Consider the following 15,403-nt stretch of genomic DNA (forward strand, 5'->3'; position numbering starts at 1 on the left):
AGACCGCGCCGATGGCGTCGCCCGGCGAGCCGTTCGCGGCCGCGGACCGGCCGCGCCCGGATTCGTCCGATTGCGCGGTCCAAACCTTATAATCGGTGATTACCCCGCATCTTTTCACGCATTTTTCGGCAGATTTCACGATGAGCGACAGCACGCTTGCGAAGAGTTTCGAGCCCCAGAACATCGAGTCCCAGTGGGGCCCGGAATGGGAGAAACGCGGCTATTCCGCGCCGACCTTCAAGGAAGGTGCCAAGAACTTCTCCATTCAACTGCCGCCGCCGAACGTCACCGGCACGCTGCATATGGGGCACGCGTTCAACCAGACCATCATGGATGGCCTCACGCGCTATCACCGCATGCTCGGCGAAAACACGCTGTGGGTGCCGGGCACGGACCACGCGGGCATCGCGACGCAGATCGTCGTGGAACGACAGCTCGACGCGCAAGGCATCTCGCGCCACGACCTGGGCCGCGAAGAGTTTCTGAAGCGCGTGTGGGCGTGGAAGCAGGAGTCCGGCTCCACCATCACGCGGCAGGTGCGCAGGCTCGGCGCGTCGATCGACTGGTCGCGCGAATACTTCACGATGGACGACAAGATGTCCGCCGCCGTGCGCGACGTCTTTGTCACGCTCTACAAGCAAGGGCTCATCTATCGCGGCAAGCGGCTCGTGAACTGGGACCCGGTGCTCGGCACGGCCGTGTCCGATCTCGAAGTCGTGAGCGAGGAAGAGAACGGCAGCCTGTGGCACATCAAGTATCCGCTGCCGGACGGCTCTGGGCATCTCACGGTCGCGACGACGCGCCCCGAAACCATGCTCGGCGACGTCGCCGTGATGGTGCATCCGGAAGACGAGCGTTATGCGCATCTGATCGGCAAGAGCGTCGTGCTGCCGCTGTGTGACCGCGAGATTCCCGTGATCGCGGACGACTACGTGGACCGCGAGTTCGGCACCGGCGTCGTGAAGGTCACGCCCGCGCACGACTTCAACGACTACGCGGTCGGCCAGCGCCACAAGCTGCCGCAAATCGAAATCCTCACGCTCGACGCGAAGATCAACGACAACGCGCCCGAGAAATATCGCGGCATGGACCGGTTCGAGGCGCGCAAGCAGGTCGTCGCCGATCTCGAAGCGCAAGGTCTGCTCGATTCCGTCAAGCCGCACAAGCTGATGGTGCCGCGCGGCGACCGCACGGGCGTCGTCATCGAGCCGATGCTGACCGACCAATGGTTCGTCGCGATGAGCAAACCCGCGCCCGAAGGCACGTTCAACCCGGGCAAGTCGATTGCAGAGACCGCGCTCGATGTCGTGCGCAATGGCGAGATCAAGTTCGTGCCGGAGAATTGGACCACGACCTACTATCAGTGGCTCGAGAATATTCAGGACTGGTGCATCTCGCGTCAGTTGTGGTGGGGGCATCAAATTCCCGCGTGGTACGGCGAGAACGGCGAAATCTTCGTCGCGAAGACCGAGGAAGAAGCCCGCGCGGACGCCGAGCGCCAGGGTTACACCGGCTCGCTCAAGCGCGACGACGACGTGCTCGACACGTGGTTTTCGTCCGCGCTCGTGCCCTTCTCGTCGCTCGGCTGGCCGAACGAGACGAAGGAACTGAAGGCGTTCCTGCCTTCCTCGGTGCTCGTGACGGGCTTCGACATCATCTTCTTCTGGGTCGCCCGGATGGTGATGATGACCACGCATTTCACCGGCAAGGTGCCCTTCGAAACCGTCTACGTGCATGGCCTCGTGCGCGACGCGGAAGGCCAGAAGATGTCGAAGAGCAAGGGCAACACGCTCGACCCGATCGACATCGTGGATGGCATCGACCTCGAAACGCTCGTCGCCAAGCGCACGAGCGGCCTCATGATTCCGAAGCAGGCCGCGCAGATCGAGAAGAAGACGCGCAAGGAATTCCCCGACGGCATTCCGGCGTTCGGCACGGATGCGCTGCGCTTCACGATGGCGTCGATGGCCACGCTCGGTCGCAATGTGAATTTTGATCTGGCACGCTGCGAGGGGTATCGCAACTTCTGCAACAAGCTCTGGAACGCCACGCGTTTCGTCTTGATGAATTGCGAAGGCCACGATTGCGGTTTCGCGAACGTGGCCGGCTGCAAGCCCGGCGATTGCGGACCCGGCGGCTACACCGACTTCTCGAAGGCGGACCGCTGGATCGTGTCGCTGCTTCAGCGCGTGGAAGCGGAAGTCGAGAAGGGCTTCGCGGACTATCGCTTCGACAATGTCGCAAGCGCGATTTACAAGTTCGTGTGGGACGAGTACTGCGACTGGTACCTCGAACTCGCGAAGGTGCAGATTCAGAACGGCACGCCCGAGCAGCAGCGCGCCACGCGCCGCACGCTCTTGCGCGTGCTGGAGACGGTGCTGCGTTTGGCGCATCCGGTCATTCCGTTCATCACGGAAGCGTTGTGGCAGAAGGTCGCCCCGTTGACGGACGCGTACCCGGCGGGCGCGAATGAAGGCGAAGCGTCGATCATGACGCAGCCATATCCGCGCGCCGAGACGAAAAAGCTGGATGAATCCGCTGAACAGTGGGCCGCCGAACTGAAAGCAGTGATCGACGCATGTCGTAATCTGCGTGGCGAAATGAACCTGTCGCCCGCGGTGAAGGTGCCCTTGCTCGCGCATGGCGACGCCGCGCGTCTTTCGTCGTTCGCGCCCTACATCGCGGCGCTCGCGCGTCTCGCGGAAGTGAAGATCATCGACGACGAAGCCGCGCTCGATAAAGAAGCGCATGGCGCGCCGGTGGCGATCGTCGGCACGCACAAGCTGGTGCTGAAAGTCGAGATCGACGTGGCCGCGGAACGCGAGCGTTTGACGAAGGAAGTCGAACGTCTTGGCGGCGAGATCGTCAAATGTAACGCGAAGCTGGGCAATGAAAGCTTTGTTGCAAAGGCGCCGGCCGCTGTCGTTGAACAGGAGCGCAAAAGGCTGGCAGAATACAAGACCACTATCGAGAAGCTTCAGGCGCAATTATTGCGACTGCCCGTGTGATGGAAGTTTAATGGGAGTCGTTTTTACGCCCTGTTCAGTCGCTTCACTCGATGTTCTAAATGATTAAGAGGATCAGGGTCATCACATGCTAAAAGTTACCAAAGCGGTTTTTCCCGTTGCGGGTCTCGGCACGCGGTTCCTCCCCGCGACCAAGGCTAGCCCGAAGGAAATGCTGCCGGTCGTCGACAAGCCGCTGATTCAGTATGCGGTCGAAGAAGCAATGGCCGCCGGCATCACCGAAATGATCTTCGTCACCGGCCGCAGCAAGCGCGCCATCGAGGATCATTTCGACAAGTCCTACGAGATCGAAGCCGAGCTGGAGGCGCGCGGCAAAGAGAAGCTCCTGGAGCTCGTGCGCAGCATCAAGCCGAGCCACGTGGACTGCTTCTATGTGCGTCAGGCCGAAGCGCTCGGCCTCGGCCACGCGGTGTTGTGCGCCGAAAAGCTCGTCGGCGACAACCCGTTTGCCGTGATCCTCGCGGACGACTTGCTTTACGGCAAGCCGCCCGTCATGTCGCAGATGATCGAGGTGTTCGACCACTATCACAGCTCGGTGATCGGCGTGGAAGAGATCCCGCCGCAAGACACGAAGTCGTACGGCATCATCGACGGCAAGGAGTGGGAAGACAACATCGTCAAGCTGTCGGGCATCGTCGAGAAGCCGGAGCCGGCGGTGGCGCCGTCGAACCTGGGCGTGGTCGGCCGCTATGTGCTGAAGCCGCGCATTTTCGATCACATCCGCGCGCTCAAGCCCGGCGCGGGCGGCGAGCTGCAACTGACGGATGCGATTCAGTCGCTGCTGTCGGATGAGCAAGTGCTCGCGTACAAGTATCACGGCACGCGTTTCGATTGCGGCAGCAAGCTCGGCTATCTGAAGGCGACGGTCGAATTCGCGCTGCGCCATCCGGAAGTGGCGAAGGACTTCGAAGAATATCTGCGCACGCGTTCGCCGGTTCTCGAAGGGTAAGCGTCAACGGCCTTCGCACAAAAAAATGCCCGTCACTCTCGTGACGGGCATTTTGCTTCTGCGCCTGATTTTCAGCGGCGCCGCATCAAGAAGATAAACGTCTTGTCCTGCGAGCTGGACTCGACGATTTCATTGCCGGTCTGCTTGGCGAACGCGGCGAAATCGCGCTGCGAGCCGGGGTCGGTCGCGAGTACTTTCAAAATCTGGCCGCTCGTCATGTCGGCCAGCGCCTTCTTCGCCCGCAGAATCGGCAACGGGCAGTTGAGCCCGCGTGCGTCGACTTCCTTGTGAACTTCCATCGCGATTGAACCTTCCGTGTGCCTGGTGGTTCGATTTTAACGCAGCGGTTGGAGATGCACCGGCTGGCCGCTCGTTGTCTTCCCTCTTCTCGCTGGGGAGTTTTCCACTTCACGCCTCTAGTGCCAGCGGATAGATTTTTCGGCTCTCGTTCACCAACCTTCGCAGTCTCTGCGTGCCCGGCGCCTTTCGACCGCGTGCGTCGGCGGAGCTGTATAAAATTTTGTACAATGACCGATGAGAAAGAAATCCGCTGGGTCGGCTCGTCCTACGACGACATCCTTGAGTTTCCCTCTGCGGCACGGCGCGAAGCAGGCTTCCAACTTGGCCGTCTGCAAGTCGGGCTCGATCCCGAAGACTGGAAGCCCTTCGACGATGTTGGCCCCGGTGTGCGGGAGATCCGCATCAAGGACACAAGCGGAATCTTTCGCGTTATGTACGTAGCGAAGTTCGAAGAAGCGGTTTTCGTATTGCATTGCTTCCAAAAGAAATCGCAAGCGACATCCACGCACGACAAGGAAATCGCCGCCGCTCGCTATCGGGCGATTGTTCGGGAAAGAAAGGCACGAACATGAACAAGGTCGACACCAAAGTCCGGCACGTGACCAAGCGAGGAGCGAACATCTTCGCAGAGCTTGGTTTTGCGCCAGCGGAAGCACTCCGGTATCAAGCCGAATCGCAGGCGCTCATCGGTCAGACGCTGCTGCTCAAAGAGCAACTCATGGACGAGCTGGCGGCCTGGATCGAAGCCCAAAATCTGAAGCAAGCCGATGCCGCCGAAATTCTCCACGTCACCCGGCCACGTGTATCGGACGTCGTCAACAAGAAGTCGAGCAAGTTCACCATCGACTCGCTCGTGGAAATGCTCGCCCGCATAGGCAAGCCGGTCACACTGGTCGTCGGCTGACGGCGGTATCAACGCGAATGCGGGCGATGCGCTCCGCAGCGCTCAAAGATCCACCGGCCGCCCACTCCCATACGCTTCCCGCAGCGCAATCCCGATGCGCGTCGCCTCTCGCGCATCGTTCAGCGTGAGACCGGTCGGCGTGCCGTCGTTCAGCAACGCGACGAACGCCTGCGCCTCGCGCAAGAACGCCTCCTCGAAACGCTCGAAGAACGTCGGCGTGCACGCGTTGCGCATGCCGTGCTCATCGGCGATTTCGACGCGATCCAGCCGCGGATTGCGCCCCACCGACAACGCCCCCGCCGTGCCGATTACTTCGGTCTGCGTATCATGCCCGTGCGCCATCGTGCGCGAGGCGTAGAACACGGCGAGCCGGCCATCGTCGAATTCGACGACGCCCACACCGTTGTCGATGTCGCCGCATTCGCGCAAGCCCTCGTGAATCGCGATGGTGCCGCTCGCGAACACGCGCTTCGCACGCGGATTGCCGAGCATCCAGCGCGCGAGGTCGATGTCGTGCACGCTGCAATCGAGAAAGAGTCCGCCCGAAGTCGGCGCGAAGCGCACGAAGAAACCGTCGGGGTCGTTCTTGTCGCAGGTCTGCGAGCGCACCATGAACGGCCGGCCGATCGCGCCCTTCCCGACCTGCTCGAAAGCATCGCGGTAACTCGCGTCGAAGCGGCGCACGAAGCCGATCATCACGTGAAGCTGCGGATGCCGCGCGTGCGCTTCGATCACGCGGTCGCATTCGGCGAGATCGAGCGAGAGCGGCTTCTCGCAGAAGACGTGCTTGCCCGCCTCCAGCGCGGCGATGATCTGCCGCGCGTGCAGCGAGGTCGGCGTGACGAGCCACACGGCATCCACCGATGCGTCGGCGAGCAGCGCGTCGTAGTCGGCATAGAGCGCAAGCTCCGGCAAGCGTTCTCGCGCCCACGCGCGTTCCTCGTCGACGGGACTGCACGCGGCAACGAGCTTCGCGCCCGGCACATGCCACGCGAGGTTCTCCGCGTGGCGCCGGCCGAGCCGGCCGAGCCCGACGATCCCCACGCGCACCACGCGCACCGCGCTCACGCTGCTTGCTCCGCAAGCCGCACGATGCGCTTCTCGCGCCACGAAAGCGTCGCGGCTTCGGCCAGCTCCAGCGCCTTCAGGCCATCGGCGACCGTCGTGCGCACCGGCTTGCCGTGATTCACGGCATCGAAGAAATGCGCGATTTCCAGCGCATACGCCGCGCGGTAGCGTTCGAGGAAGAACGCTTCGGGCACGTCCGTCGAGACGGACGTCTTCGAATACGCGGTCACTTCCGTCGGCCGCACATTGCCCGCCTGCAGCATGCCCGCGCTGCCGAGCAACTCGAACCGCTGATCGTAGCCATACGCCGCGCGCCGCGCCGTGTTGATCTGGCACAGGCGGCCGCGCTTCGTGCGGATCGTGACCGCGGTCGAATCGATATCGCCGGCATCCGCGATAGCCGGATCGGAGAGGCAACTGCCGGTCGCGTGCAGCGTCTCGGCTTCGTCGTCGAGCATCCAGCGGAAGATGTCGAAATCGTGGATCAGCATGTCCTTGAAGATGCCGCCCGAATGCTTGATGTATTCGACAGGCGGCGCGCCCGGATCGCGGCTCGTGACGATCAGCATTTCCGGATCGCCGATCTCGCCCGCATCGACGCGCGCCTTCAGCGCCGAGAACGTCGGATCGAAGCGCCGCTGAAAGCCGATCATGCACACGACGCGCGCGCGTTCAACGGCGTCGGCGCAGGCGCGCGCGCGTTCGAGCGTCAGGTCCACCGGCTTTTCACAGAACACGTGCTTGCCTTGTGACGCCGACTGCATGATGAGGTCCGCGTGCGTGTCCGTGCTCGAACACACGACGGTCGCGCCGATCGCCGCATCGCCCATTGCGCCGTCGATATCGGCTACTTGCGCGCCGTGCTGTTCCGCAAGCGCGGCCGCCGCGTCACGGTTCACATCGACGACATACTTCAGCCGCACGCCCGGCTGCCGCGCCAGATTCGCCGCGTGAATCTTGCCGATGCGCCCCGCCCCAAACACCGCCACGTCAATCGTCATAACCGCCTGTCTCCCTGGATTCTTCGACGTTCAATTCGAGCCGGTACGCGAGCGCGATGAAAAGCGCCTGGCACAGGCAGATGGTGCTCGTGAGCGAGCGAAACGCGAACGCGCTGCCCTCCTTCACGAGCAGACTCGCGCTCGCATGGCGCGCGAGCGGCGAAAGCTGGCTATCGGTAATGACGAGCGTCGCCGCGCCGTGATGCTGCGCCGCGCGCACGCAGTATTGCGTCTCCTTGCCGTACGGCGCGAAGCTGATCGCGATGAGCACGTCGCCCTTCTTCACGCTGCGGATCTGTTCGCGGAACATGCCGCCGACGCCCGAGATCAGATGCACGCGCTTTTTCGTATGGCCGAGCGCATAGACGATGTAGCTCGCCACCGCGAAGGACCGGCGCACGCCGATCACATAGATGTTCTCCGCCTTCTCCAGCATCTCGACGGCGGCTTCGAACTGCGCGTCGTCCAGACCCGCTTCGAGTTCGTCGAGGCCCGCGCGGCTCGCCGCGATGAATTCGCGCGCCACGGAAACGCCCGAAGCGACGCCGGCTTTCTCGTCGATCAGCTTGCGAATGCGCTGCTGATAGCTCTGCGCCGTGCTGCCGCCCGCGTACGCCTGCCGGAACACCGCCTGAAGGTCGGAGAAGCCGGAGAAGCCGAAGCGCTGCGCAAAACGCACGACCGCTGACGGATGCACGCCGCACGACGCGGCGATATCGCTCGTGCGGTCCATCATCACGCTCTGCCGATGCTGCTCGATATACGACGCCACGCTCTTCAACTGGCGCGGCAGCGAGTCGTATGCATCGGTGATCCGCTGCATCAGGTCATCGACGGAAAGGACGTCGGTACTGGTTTCATCCTGCATGGAAAGCCCGGTTCGTCGGCGCCCGAAAGCGAGCGCCGGTGCAGCCGATTATAGAAAGCCCGCCTGCAATTTGGAAAGCATTTTCCATTTGTCGCACCGTTGAAATATCTATTGCAGACCGCCGAAAACTGACCTACTCTTGCTCGTGAGCATGGTTGAGCGGCCTCCTGGCCCTCGAACGGCTCGCCAGAAAATCACACCAGACAACAACCGAGATAGGTGGAGACAATGACCCTTTGCAACGGTCGGGCCGCGCTGCGCGCGCTGGCGGCTGCTGCTGCGCTGTGCAGCGCCGCGTTGTTCACGACGTCCCCCGCTCACGCGGCGCCGGACGCCAGATTCGTGCTCATCAGCCACGCGCCGGACTCGGACTCGTGGTGGAACACCATCAAGAACGCGATCAAACAGGCGGACGAGGACTTCAACGTCCAGACCGACTATCGCAATCCGCCCAACGGGGACATCGCCGACATGGCGCGCCTCATCGAACAGGCCGCGGCGCGCAATTACGACGGCGTCATCACGACGATCGCGGACTTCGACGTGCTGAAAAGCGCGCTCAACAAGGTCACGGCCAAGAAGATTCCGCTCGTCACGATCAACTCGGGCACCGAGGAACAAAGCGCGCAACTGGGCGCGATCATGCACATCGGTCAGCCGGAATACGTGGCGGGAAAGGCGGCGGGCGAGAAGGCGAAAGCGGCCGGCGTGAAGTCGTTCCTGTGCGTGAACCATATCGCGACGAACACCGTGTCGTTCGACCGTTGCCGCGGTTTCGCCGATGCCATCGGCGTGGACTACAAGGCGTCCACGGTCGACTCGGGACAGGACCCGACCGAGATCCAGTCGAAGGTCTCGGCGTTCCTGCGCAATCATCCGGACACGCAGGCCATTCTCACGCTCGGACCGACGCCCGCTTCCGCGACGCTCAAGGCCGTCACGCAAATGGGCCTGCAAAACAAGGTCTATTTCGTGACCTTCGACTTCTCCGACGACATCGCGAAGGCGATCAAGGACGGCACGATCAAGTTCGCCATCGACCAGCAGCCGTACTTGCAGGGCTACATTCCGGTCGCGGTGCTCGCCATCGTGAAGAAGGAGCACACCACCGATCCGGCGAAGATCCGCCAGCTTCTCGAAGCGAACCCGAAGTTCAAGGCGCGCCTCGAGACGTATGGCTTGCAGCCGTCGTACGGGCCGAAGAACATTCGCTCGGGCCCGGGCTTCATCACTAAAGACAATCTCGACAAGGTCGTGAAGTACGCCGGGCAGTACCGCTGATGCACGGCTGACCTTCTTCGGGCGGCGCGTCACGCGAGCCGCCCGCTTTTCTCCAACACGACAATGCTGCTGCGTCCGTTCGCGGACGCGGCAGGACCGCACGCATCCGTACCGCATTAGTGATCGTTTCAAGGAGCCATCATGGGCGTAGCCGGCAAGCACTATCCTCCACACGCGAATCCTCAGCACGACAGCGCCGACGCTGCGACCGACAAGGACAGGCCATCGGACGAGCGGGTACGCCGGCAGTCGTGGTTCGGGCATCTGCTGAATCGCCCGGAATTCGCGGCGATATCGGGCACGGTGCTGGTTTTCATCGTGTTCGGCTTCGGCGCGGGTTCGTCGGGCATGTTCAACCTCGACGGCGTGATGAACTGGTCCCAGGTCGCCGCTTACTTAGGCCTGCTCGCTGTCGGCGCGTGCCTCTTGATGATCGCGGGCGAGTTCGACCTGTCCATCGGCTCGATGATCGGCTTCGCCGGCATGATGGTCGCGCTGCCTTCGGTCTATTTCCACTGGCCGATCTCGCTCGCGATTCTGTTCGCGTTCGCCGCGTCGATGCTGCTCGGCGCGCTCAACGGCTATCTCGTGATGCGCACGCGCCTGCCATCGTTCATCGTCACGCTCGCGTTTCTGTTCATTCTGCGCGGCCTGACGCTCGCGCTTTCGATCATGTTTGCGGACCGCACGATCATCTCCGGCGTCGGCGATCTCGCGCAGAAGGACTGGGTCGCCGATACGTTCTTTCATGGCGTCGCGCTGCACGGCTTCTTCACGTGGCTCGCGCATCTGGGCATCGGCAAGCTGCTCGATAGCGGCGAGCCGCTCGTGCCCGGCATCCCGAAGGTCATCATCTGGTGGCTCGTGCTTGCGGCGATCGGCGCGTTCGTGCTTGCAAAAACGCGCTACGGCAACTGGATTCTCGCGGTCGGCGGCGATGCGAACGCCGCGAAGAACGTCGGCGTGCCGGTCAAGCGCGTGAAGATCTCGCTCTTCGTGCTGACCGCGTTCTGCTCGTGCCTCTTCGCCGTGCTGCAGGTGTGCGACATCGGCTCGGCGGCGGCGGACCGCGGCTTGCAGAAGGAATTCGAAGCGATCATCGCGGCGGTCATCGGCGGGACCTTGCTGACGGGCGGTTACGGCTCGGTCGTCGGCGCATGCTTCGGAGCCCTAATCTTCGGCGTCGTGCAGATCGGCATCACCTACACGAACGTCAGCTCCGACTGGTTCCGCGTGTTTCTCGGCGTGATGCTGCTGATCGCCGTGCTCTTCAATCACTACGTGCGCCGCCGCGTGTCGCAGGCGCAATGAGGACCACCGCCATGAACGACGACAACATTCTCGCGCTGGAAAACGTCAGCAAGTTCTTCGGCAAGGTGATCGCGCTTAACGGCGTCACGTTGCGGCTCAAACGCGGCGAAGTGCACTGTCTGCTCGGCGATAACGGCGCGGGCAAGTCCACGCTCATCAAGACGCTGGCAGGCGTGCATGCGCCCTCTGCCGGCCAGTATCTGGTCGATGGCAAGCCCGTGCATTTCGAATCGCCGAAAGAGGCGCTCGACCTCGGCATCGCGACGGTGTATCAGGACCTCGCGCTCGTGCCGCTGCTGTCGGTCGCGCGCAACTTCTTCATGGGACGCGAGCCGCAGAAGAAGCGTTTCGGCCTATTCAGCGTGATGGACCTCGACCTCGCCGCCGAAACGTCGCGCGCCAAGCTCGCGGAAATGGGCATCAACGTGCGCGATGCACATCAGCCCATCGGCACCATGTCCGGTGGCGAGAAGCAATGTCTCGCGATTGCGCGCGCCATTCACTTCGGCGCGCGCGTGCTGATCCTGGACGAACCGACCGCCGCGCTCGGCGTGAAGCAGAGCTTCAATGTGCTCAAGCTCATTCACAAGGCGCGCGCGAAAGGCATCTCCGTGATCTTCATCACGCATAACGTGCACCACGCGTATCCGATCGGCGATTCCTTCACGCTGCTCAACCGCGGCCGTTCGATGGGCACCTTCACGAAGGACACCATCACGAAGAACGAAGTGCTCGACATGATGGCGGGCGGCGCGGAGATGCAGAAGATGATCGGCGAACTCGAAGGCGCGACCATCTGATACCGAGGACATCATTCATGCCTGCACAAAACACTTCCCGCTTCGCGCCGGACCGCACGCGCGATATCGTGTGCCTCGGGCGTCTCGCCGTCGATCTCTATGCGCAGCAAGTGGGCGCGCGGCTCGAAGACGTATCGACGTTTGCGAAATATCTCGGCGGATCGTCGGCGAACATCGCGTTCGGCTGCGCGCGGCTCGGGCTCAAGTCGTCGATGCTGGCGCGCGTCGGCAACGACCACATGGGGCGCTTTCTCACCGAAACGCTTGCGCGCGAAGGCTGCGATATCAGCCATGTTCGAACCGATCCCGAGCGGCTGACCGCGCTCGTGCTGCTCGGCATAGAAGATCGCGATACGTTTCCGCTCGTCTTCTATCGCGAGAACTGCGCGGACATGGCCGTCGACGAAAGCGATTTCGACGAAGCGTATATCGCGTCATCGAAAGCACTGCTCATCACGGGCACGCACTTCTCGACGGAGCACGTGAATCGCACGAGCCGCCGCGCGCTGGAATATGCGCGACGCAATCAGGTTCGCACGATACTCGACATCGACTATCGGCCGGTGCTGTGGGGCCTCACGGGCAAGGCCGATGGTGAGACGCGCTTTGTCGCCAACGAAGGCGTGACCGCGCATTTGCAGCGCATCTTGCGGCTGATGGATCTCGTGATCGGCACCGAAGAAGAGTTCCGTATCGCGGGCGGCAAGGACCGTCTCATCGATGCGCTGACGATGGTGCGCACCGCCACGAGCGCGACGCTCGTGGTGAAGCGCGGGCCGCTCGGATGCTCGATCATCGAAGGCGCGGTGCCCGCTTCCATCGACGATGCGCCCATTCACGGCGGCGTCGAAGTGGAAGTGCTGAACGTGCTCGGCGCAGGCGATGCGTTCGCCTCCGGCTTCCTCTCCGGATGGCTGCGCGATGCGCCGCTCGAAGCCTGCGCGAGCGCGGCGAATGCATGCGGCGCGCTCGTCGTTTCGCGACACGGCTGCGCGCCCGCCATGCCGACGCCCGCCGAACTCGACTATTTCCTCGCCGCAGCAAAACAAGACCCGGCGCGCATGCCTCGCCCCGACCGCGATGCGACGCTCGCACGGCTGCATCGCGTGAGCCCTGCGCGCAAGGCATGGGACGAAGTGCTGGGCTTCGCGTTCGATCATCGCAACCAGTTCTTCGAACTCGCGCAGCAAACGGGCGCAAGCGAAGCACGTATCTCGACGCTCAAGGGCTTGTTCGTCGAAGCGGTCGCGCAGACGGAAAAAGAACTGCAACTCGAAGGGCGTATCGGCGTGTTGATCGACGACCGCTATGGACAGGATGCGCTGAACGCGGCAACGGGGCGCGGCTGGTGGATCGGCCGGCCGGTGGAGTTGCCCGGCTCCATGCCGCTCGTCTTCGATCATGGCCGATCGGTCGGCACGACGCTCGTCGAATGGCCGCGCGAGCATGTGGTGAAGTGCCTGGTTCACTATCACCCGGATCATCCGCACGACGTGCGCCTCGAACAGGAAGCGCAGTTGCGCGCGCTATACGATGCAGTGCAGGCAAGCGGCCACGAACTGCTGTTCGAAGTGATCGTGCCGAAGAACGGACCGCTCGTCGCGGACGACACAGCGTATCGCGCGCTGAAGCGGCTCTATAACCTTCAGTTATACCCCGAATGGTGGAAGCTCGAACCGATGAGCGCCGCGCAATGGCAAGCTGTCGATAGCCTCATCGCCGAGCGCGATCCGTACTGTCGCGGCGTCGTGTTGCTGGGATTGTCCGCGGGCGTCGATCAGTTGCGCGATGGCTTCAGGCAAGCGGCTTCGTCGAAGACATGCAAAGGCTTCACGGTAGGCCGCACCATCTTTCATGAGCCGAGCCACGCATGGCTTGCGGGCGAGATAAGCGACGACGAACTCATCGCCCGCGTGCGCCGCACGTTCGAGACCTTGATCGCGGCATGGCGCGATGCGCGCGCATCGCAGGACACGACAGCCGATATCAAGACCCTTCACGCAACCCAGGAGCAAGCCGCATGAACCCAGTGGCTTCCACCATCAGACTGACCGCCGCGCAGGCGCTCGTGCGCTATCTTGCGGCACTGCGCACTGAACACGGCGAGCCGCTGTTCGGCGGCGTCTTCGCGATCTTCGGACACGGCAATGTCGCGGGCATGGGCGAGGCGCTGTACCGGCATCGCGAGGAATTGCCGACGTATCGCGCGCATAACGAGCAGGCGATGGCGCATAGCGCGATTGCCTTCGCCAAGGCGCACATGCGGCGCCGCATGATGGCGGTGACGACCTCCATCGGCCCGGGCGCGACGAATCTCGTCACAGCGGCCGCGCTCGCGCATGTGAACCGCTTGCCGGTGCTGCTCTTGCCCGGCGATATCTTCGTCTCGCGCGCGCCTGATCCGGTGTTGCAGCAAGTCGAAGATGCGCATGATGGCGGGGCATCGGCCAACGATGCGCTCAAGGCCGTGTCGCGTTACTTCGATCGCATCGTGCATCCCGCGCAATTGTTGAGCGCGTTGCCGCGCGCCATTCGCGTGTTGACCGATGCCGCGCAATGCGGACCCGTGACGCTCGCGCTGCCGCAAGACGTGCAGGCGATGGCGTATGACTACCCTGCTTCGTTCTTCGAGCCGCGTGTAGTCGAGTTCCATGCGCCGGCCGCATCGTCGCGCGAGATCGAGCGTGCCGCCGCGTTGCTGCGTGGATCACGCGAGCCGATGATCGTGTCGGGCGGCGGCGTGTTGTATGGCCTCGCCACCGAGGCGCTGCGCGACTTCGCGCACAAGCACGGCATTCCGGTCGCGGAAACGCAGGCCGGCAAGGGCGCGCTCGCATGGGACGACGCGTTGAACGTGGGCGGCATCGGCGTGACGGGATCGTCGTCCGCGAACGAACTGGCGCACGCGAGCGATTGCGTGCTTGCCGTCGGCACGCGCTTGCAGGACTTCACGACCGGATCGAACACGCTCTTCACAGCGGCCAGGCTTCTCGCCATCAACGCCAATCCATTCGATGCACTAAAGCAAAACGCCGTGGCCGTCGAAGCGGATGCGCGTCTCGCGCTCGATGCGCTATCGCAGGCGCTTGGCGACTGGCGTGCCGCGCCCGAATGGACCACGCGTGCGCAGCGTCTTGCGAACGATTGGCGCGAGACCGTCGCGCACGTGACGAACACGCCGCCGCCGGACGGCCGCTTGCCGCGCGAAGCCGAGGTGATCGGCGCGGTGCAACGCTCGCACGATGCATCGCCGGCCGACGATATCGTCGTCTGCGCCGCGGGCACGCTGCCCGCCGACTTGCAGAAGCTGTGGCGCACGGGCGCGCCGGGCGGCTATCACGTCGAATACGGCTATTCGTGCATGGGCTATGAAATCGCGGGCGGCCTCGGCGTGAAGCTCGCGCGGCCCGAACGCGAAGTGATCGTGATCGTCGGCGACGGCAGCTATCTGATGATGAATAGCGAGCTTGCTACATCGGTGATGCTAGGCGCCAAGCTGATCGTCGTGCTGCTCGACAATCGCGGCTATGGCTGCATCAACCGCTTGCAGCAGGCGTGCGGCGGCGCGCCGTTCAACAACCTGCTCGACGATTGCAAGCAAGGAGAAGCGGGCGCGCCGCATATCGACTTCGCCATGCACGCGCGTTCGATGGGCGCGCTCGCGGAACACGTAGCCAACGTCAATGAACTGCAGGACGCGATGAAGCGCGCACGCGCCGCGGACCGCAGCTATCTGATCTCGATCGACACCGATCCCGCCCGCACCACCGAAGAAGGCGGATGGTGGTGGGAAGTGGCGGTGCCCGAAGTCTCGGATCGCGATGCGGTCATGTCCGCGCGTGCGAAGTATGAACGCGCGCTGAAGGCTCGCGCAGGCAACATCGACTAAGCATCA

13 protein-coding genes are annotated in these 15,403 nt (G+C 63.2%); 9 read left to right on the forward strand and 4 right to left on the reverse strand.

The genetic code is table 11. From position 1 onward, the window contains the following. Positions 1-140 precede the first annotated feature (140 nt). Positions 141-3,008 carry a valine--tRNA ligase gene (locus NCR35_RS10565; protein WP_250534321.1) on the forward strand — a complete coding sequence of 956 codons (2,868 nt, stop codon included), beginning with the start codon at positions 141-143 and terminating at the stop codon, positions 3,006-3,008. 85 nt (positions 3,009-3,093) lie between these two features. Continuing rightward, on the forward strand, positions 3,094-3,975 hold the full coding sequence (galU, locus tag NCR35_RS10570; protein WP_248320158.1) for a UTP--glucose-1-phosphate uridylyltransferase GalU: 882 nt from the start codon (positions 3,094-3,096) through the stop codon (positions 3,973-3,975). 71 nt (positions 3,976-4,046) lie between these two features. On the opposite strand, the gene NCR35_RS10575 is transcribed toward galU, so the two are convergent. Then, positions 4,047-4,274 (reverse strand): sulfurtransferase TusA family protein, encoded by a 228-nt coding sequence (locus NCR35_RS10575; RefSeq protein WP_206466644.1) that lies wholly within the window; start codon positions 4,272-4,274, stop codon positions 4,047-4,049. A 228-nt stretch (positions 4,275-4,502) separates the two neighbouring features. On the opposite strand from NCR35_RS10575, the gene NCR35_RS10580 reads away from it, so the two are divergent. Beyond that, positions 4,503-4,847 (forward strand): type II toxin-antitoxin system RelE/ParE family toxin, encoded by a 345-nt coding sequence (locus NCR35_RS10580; RefSeq protein ID WP_250534322.1) that lies wholly within the window; start codon positions 4,503-4,505, stop codon positions 4,845-4,847. Then, a complete protein-coding gene (locus tag NCR35_RS10585; protein ID WP_250534323.1) occupies positions 4,844-5,179 on the forward strand; it encodes a helix-turn-helix domain-containing protein in 336 nt (111 codons plus the stop codon). The genes NCR35_RS10580 and NCR35_RS10585 overlap by 4 nt, the downstream gene beginning before the upstream one ends. A gap of 42 nt (positions 5,180-5,221) precedes the next feature. On the opposite strand, the gene NCR35_RS10590 is transcribed toward NCR35_RS10585, so the two are convergent. Genes NCR35_RS10590 through NCR35_RS10600 form a run of 3 tightly spaced genes read right to left on the reverse strand, consistent with a single transcriptional unit; the run spans position 5,222 to position 8,116 of the window. Then, positions 5,222-6,238: a Gfo/Idh/MocA family oxidoreductase gene (locus NCR35_RS10590; protein WP_250534706.1), complete on the reverse strand. Its 1,017-nt coding sequence runs from the start codon at positions 6,236-6,238 to the stop codon at positions 5,222-5,224. 5 nt (positions 6,239-6,243) lie between these two features. Further along, positions 6,244-7,248: an inositol 2-dehydrogenase gene (iolG, locus tag NCR35_RS10595; RefSeq protein WP_250534324.1), complete on the reverse strand. Its 1,005-nt coding sequence runs from the start codon at positions 7,246-7,248 to the stop codon at positions 6,244-6,246. Next, complete coding sequence (locus NCR35_RS10600; RefSeq protein WP_175944317.1) at positions 7,238-8,116, reverse strand: MurR/RpiR family transcriptional regulator; 879 nt, start codon at positions 8,114-8,116, stop codon at positions 7,238-7,240. The genes iolG and NCR35_RS10600 overlap by 11 nt, the downstream gene beginning before the upstream one ends. Positions 8,117-8,344: 228 nt before the next feature. Between NCR35_RS10600 and NCR35_RS10605 the strand changes: the two genes are divergently transcribed. The 5 genes from NCR35_RS10605 to iolD all read left to right on the forward strand — a co-directional run bounded on the left by NCR35_RS10605 (position 8,345) and on the right by iolD (position 15,397). Beyond that, on the forward strand, positions 8,345-9,397 hold the full coding sequence (locus NCR35_RS10605) for a sugar ABC transporter substrate-binding protein (RefSeq protein ID WP_175944318.1): 1,053 nt from the start codon (positions 8,345-8,347) through the stop codon (positions 9,395-9,397). A 141-nt stretch (positions 9,398-9,538) separates the two neighbouring features. Continuing rightward, entirely contained in the window at positions 9,539-10,708 is a 1,170-nt protein-coding gene (locus NCR35_RS10610) for an ABC transporter permease (RefSeq protein WP_250534325.1), read from the forward strand. A gap of 11 nt (positions 10,709-10,719) precedes the next feature. Further along, positions 10,720-11,508, forward strand: coding sequence for an ATP-binding cassette domain-containing protein (locus NCR35_RS10615; protein WP_370650540.1), 789 nt, complete (start codon positions 10,720-10,722; stop codon positions 11,506-11,508). A gap of 17 nt (positions 11,509-11,525) precedes the next feature. Continuing rightward, on the forward strand, positions 11,526-13,532 hold the full coding sequence (locus NCR35_RS10620; protein WP_250534326.1) for a bifunctional 5-dehydro-2-deoxygluconokinase/5-dehydro-2-deoxyphosphogluconate aldolase: 2,007 nt from the start codon (positions 11,526-11,528) through the stop codon (positions 13,530-13,532). Further along, complete coding sequence (iolD, locus tag NCR35_RS10625) at positions 13,529-15,397, forward strand: 3D-(3,5/4)-trihydroxycyclohexane-1,2-dione acylhydrolase (decyclizing) (RefSeq protein ID WP_250534327.1); 1,869 nt, start codon at positions 13,529-13,531, stop codon at positions 15,395-15,397. Before NCR35_RS10620 ends, iolD begins: the two co-directional genes overlap by 4 nt. The last annotated feature ends 6 nt before the right edge of the window (positions 15,398-15,403 follow it).

The organism is Caballeronia sp. AZ10_KS36, from assembly GCF_023631105.1.
In the GTDB taxonomy this organism is placed as follows: domain Bacteria; phylum Pseudomonadota; class Gammaproteobacteria; order Burkholderiales; family Burkholderiaceae; genus Caballeronia.

What these genes read in the sequence shown, in the direction of transcription:
- NCR35_RS10585 (WP_250534323.1), top strand. Translation starts at nt 4,844, where the DNA reads ATGAACAAGGTCGACACCAAAGTCCGGCACGTGACCAAGCGAGGAGCG.
- iolG (WP_250534324.1), bottom strand. Translation starts at nt 7,248, where the DNA reads ATGACGATTGACGTGGCGGTGTTTGGGGCGGGGCGCATCGGCAAGATT.
- NCR35_RS10565 (WP_250534321.1), top strand. Translation starts at nt 141, where the DNA reads ATGAGCGACAGCACGCTTGCGAAGAGTTTCGAGCCCCAGAACATCGAG.
- NCR35_RS10605 (WP_175944318.1), top strand. Translation starts at nt 8,345, where the DNA reads ATGACCCTTTGCAACGGTCGGGCCGCGCTGCGCGCGCTGGCGGCTGCT.
- NCR35_RS10615 (WP_370650540.1), top strand. Translation starts at nt 10,720, where the DNA reads ATGAACGACGACAACATTCTCGCGCTGGAAAACGTCAGCAAGTTCTTC.
- galU (WP_248320158.1), top strand. Translation starts at nt 3,094, where the DNA reads ATGCTAAAAGTTACCAAAGCGGTTTTTCCCGTTGCGGGTCTCGGCACG.
- NCR35_RS10600 (WP_175944317.1), bottom strand. Translation starts at nt 8,116, where the DNA reads ATGCAGGATGAAACCAGTACCGACGTCCTTTCCGTCGATGACCTGATG.
- NCR35_RS10575 (WP_206466644.1), bottom strand. Translation starts at nt 4,274, where the DNA reads ATGGAAGTTCACAAGGAAGTCGACGCACGCGGGCTCAACTGCCCGTTG.
- iolD (WP_250534327.1), top strand. Translation starts at nt 13,529, where the DNA reads ATGAACCCAGTGGCTTCCACCATCAGACTGACCGCCGCGCAGGCGCTC.
- NCR35_RS10580 (WP_250534322.1), top strand. Translation starts at nt 4,503, where the DNA reads ATGACCGATGAGAAAGAAATCCGCTGGGTCGGCTCGTCCTACGACGAC.
- NCR35_RS10620 (WP_250534326.1), top strand. Translation starts at nt 11,526, where the DNA reads ATGCCTGCACAAAACACTTCCCGCTTCGCGCCGGACCGCACGCGCGAT.
- NCR35_RS10610 (WP_250534325.1), top strand. Translation starts at nt 9,539, where the DNA reads ATGGGCGTAGCCGGCAAGCACTATCCTCCACACGCGAATCCTCAGCAC.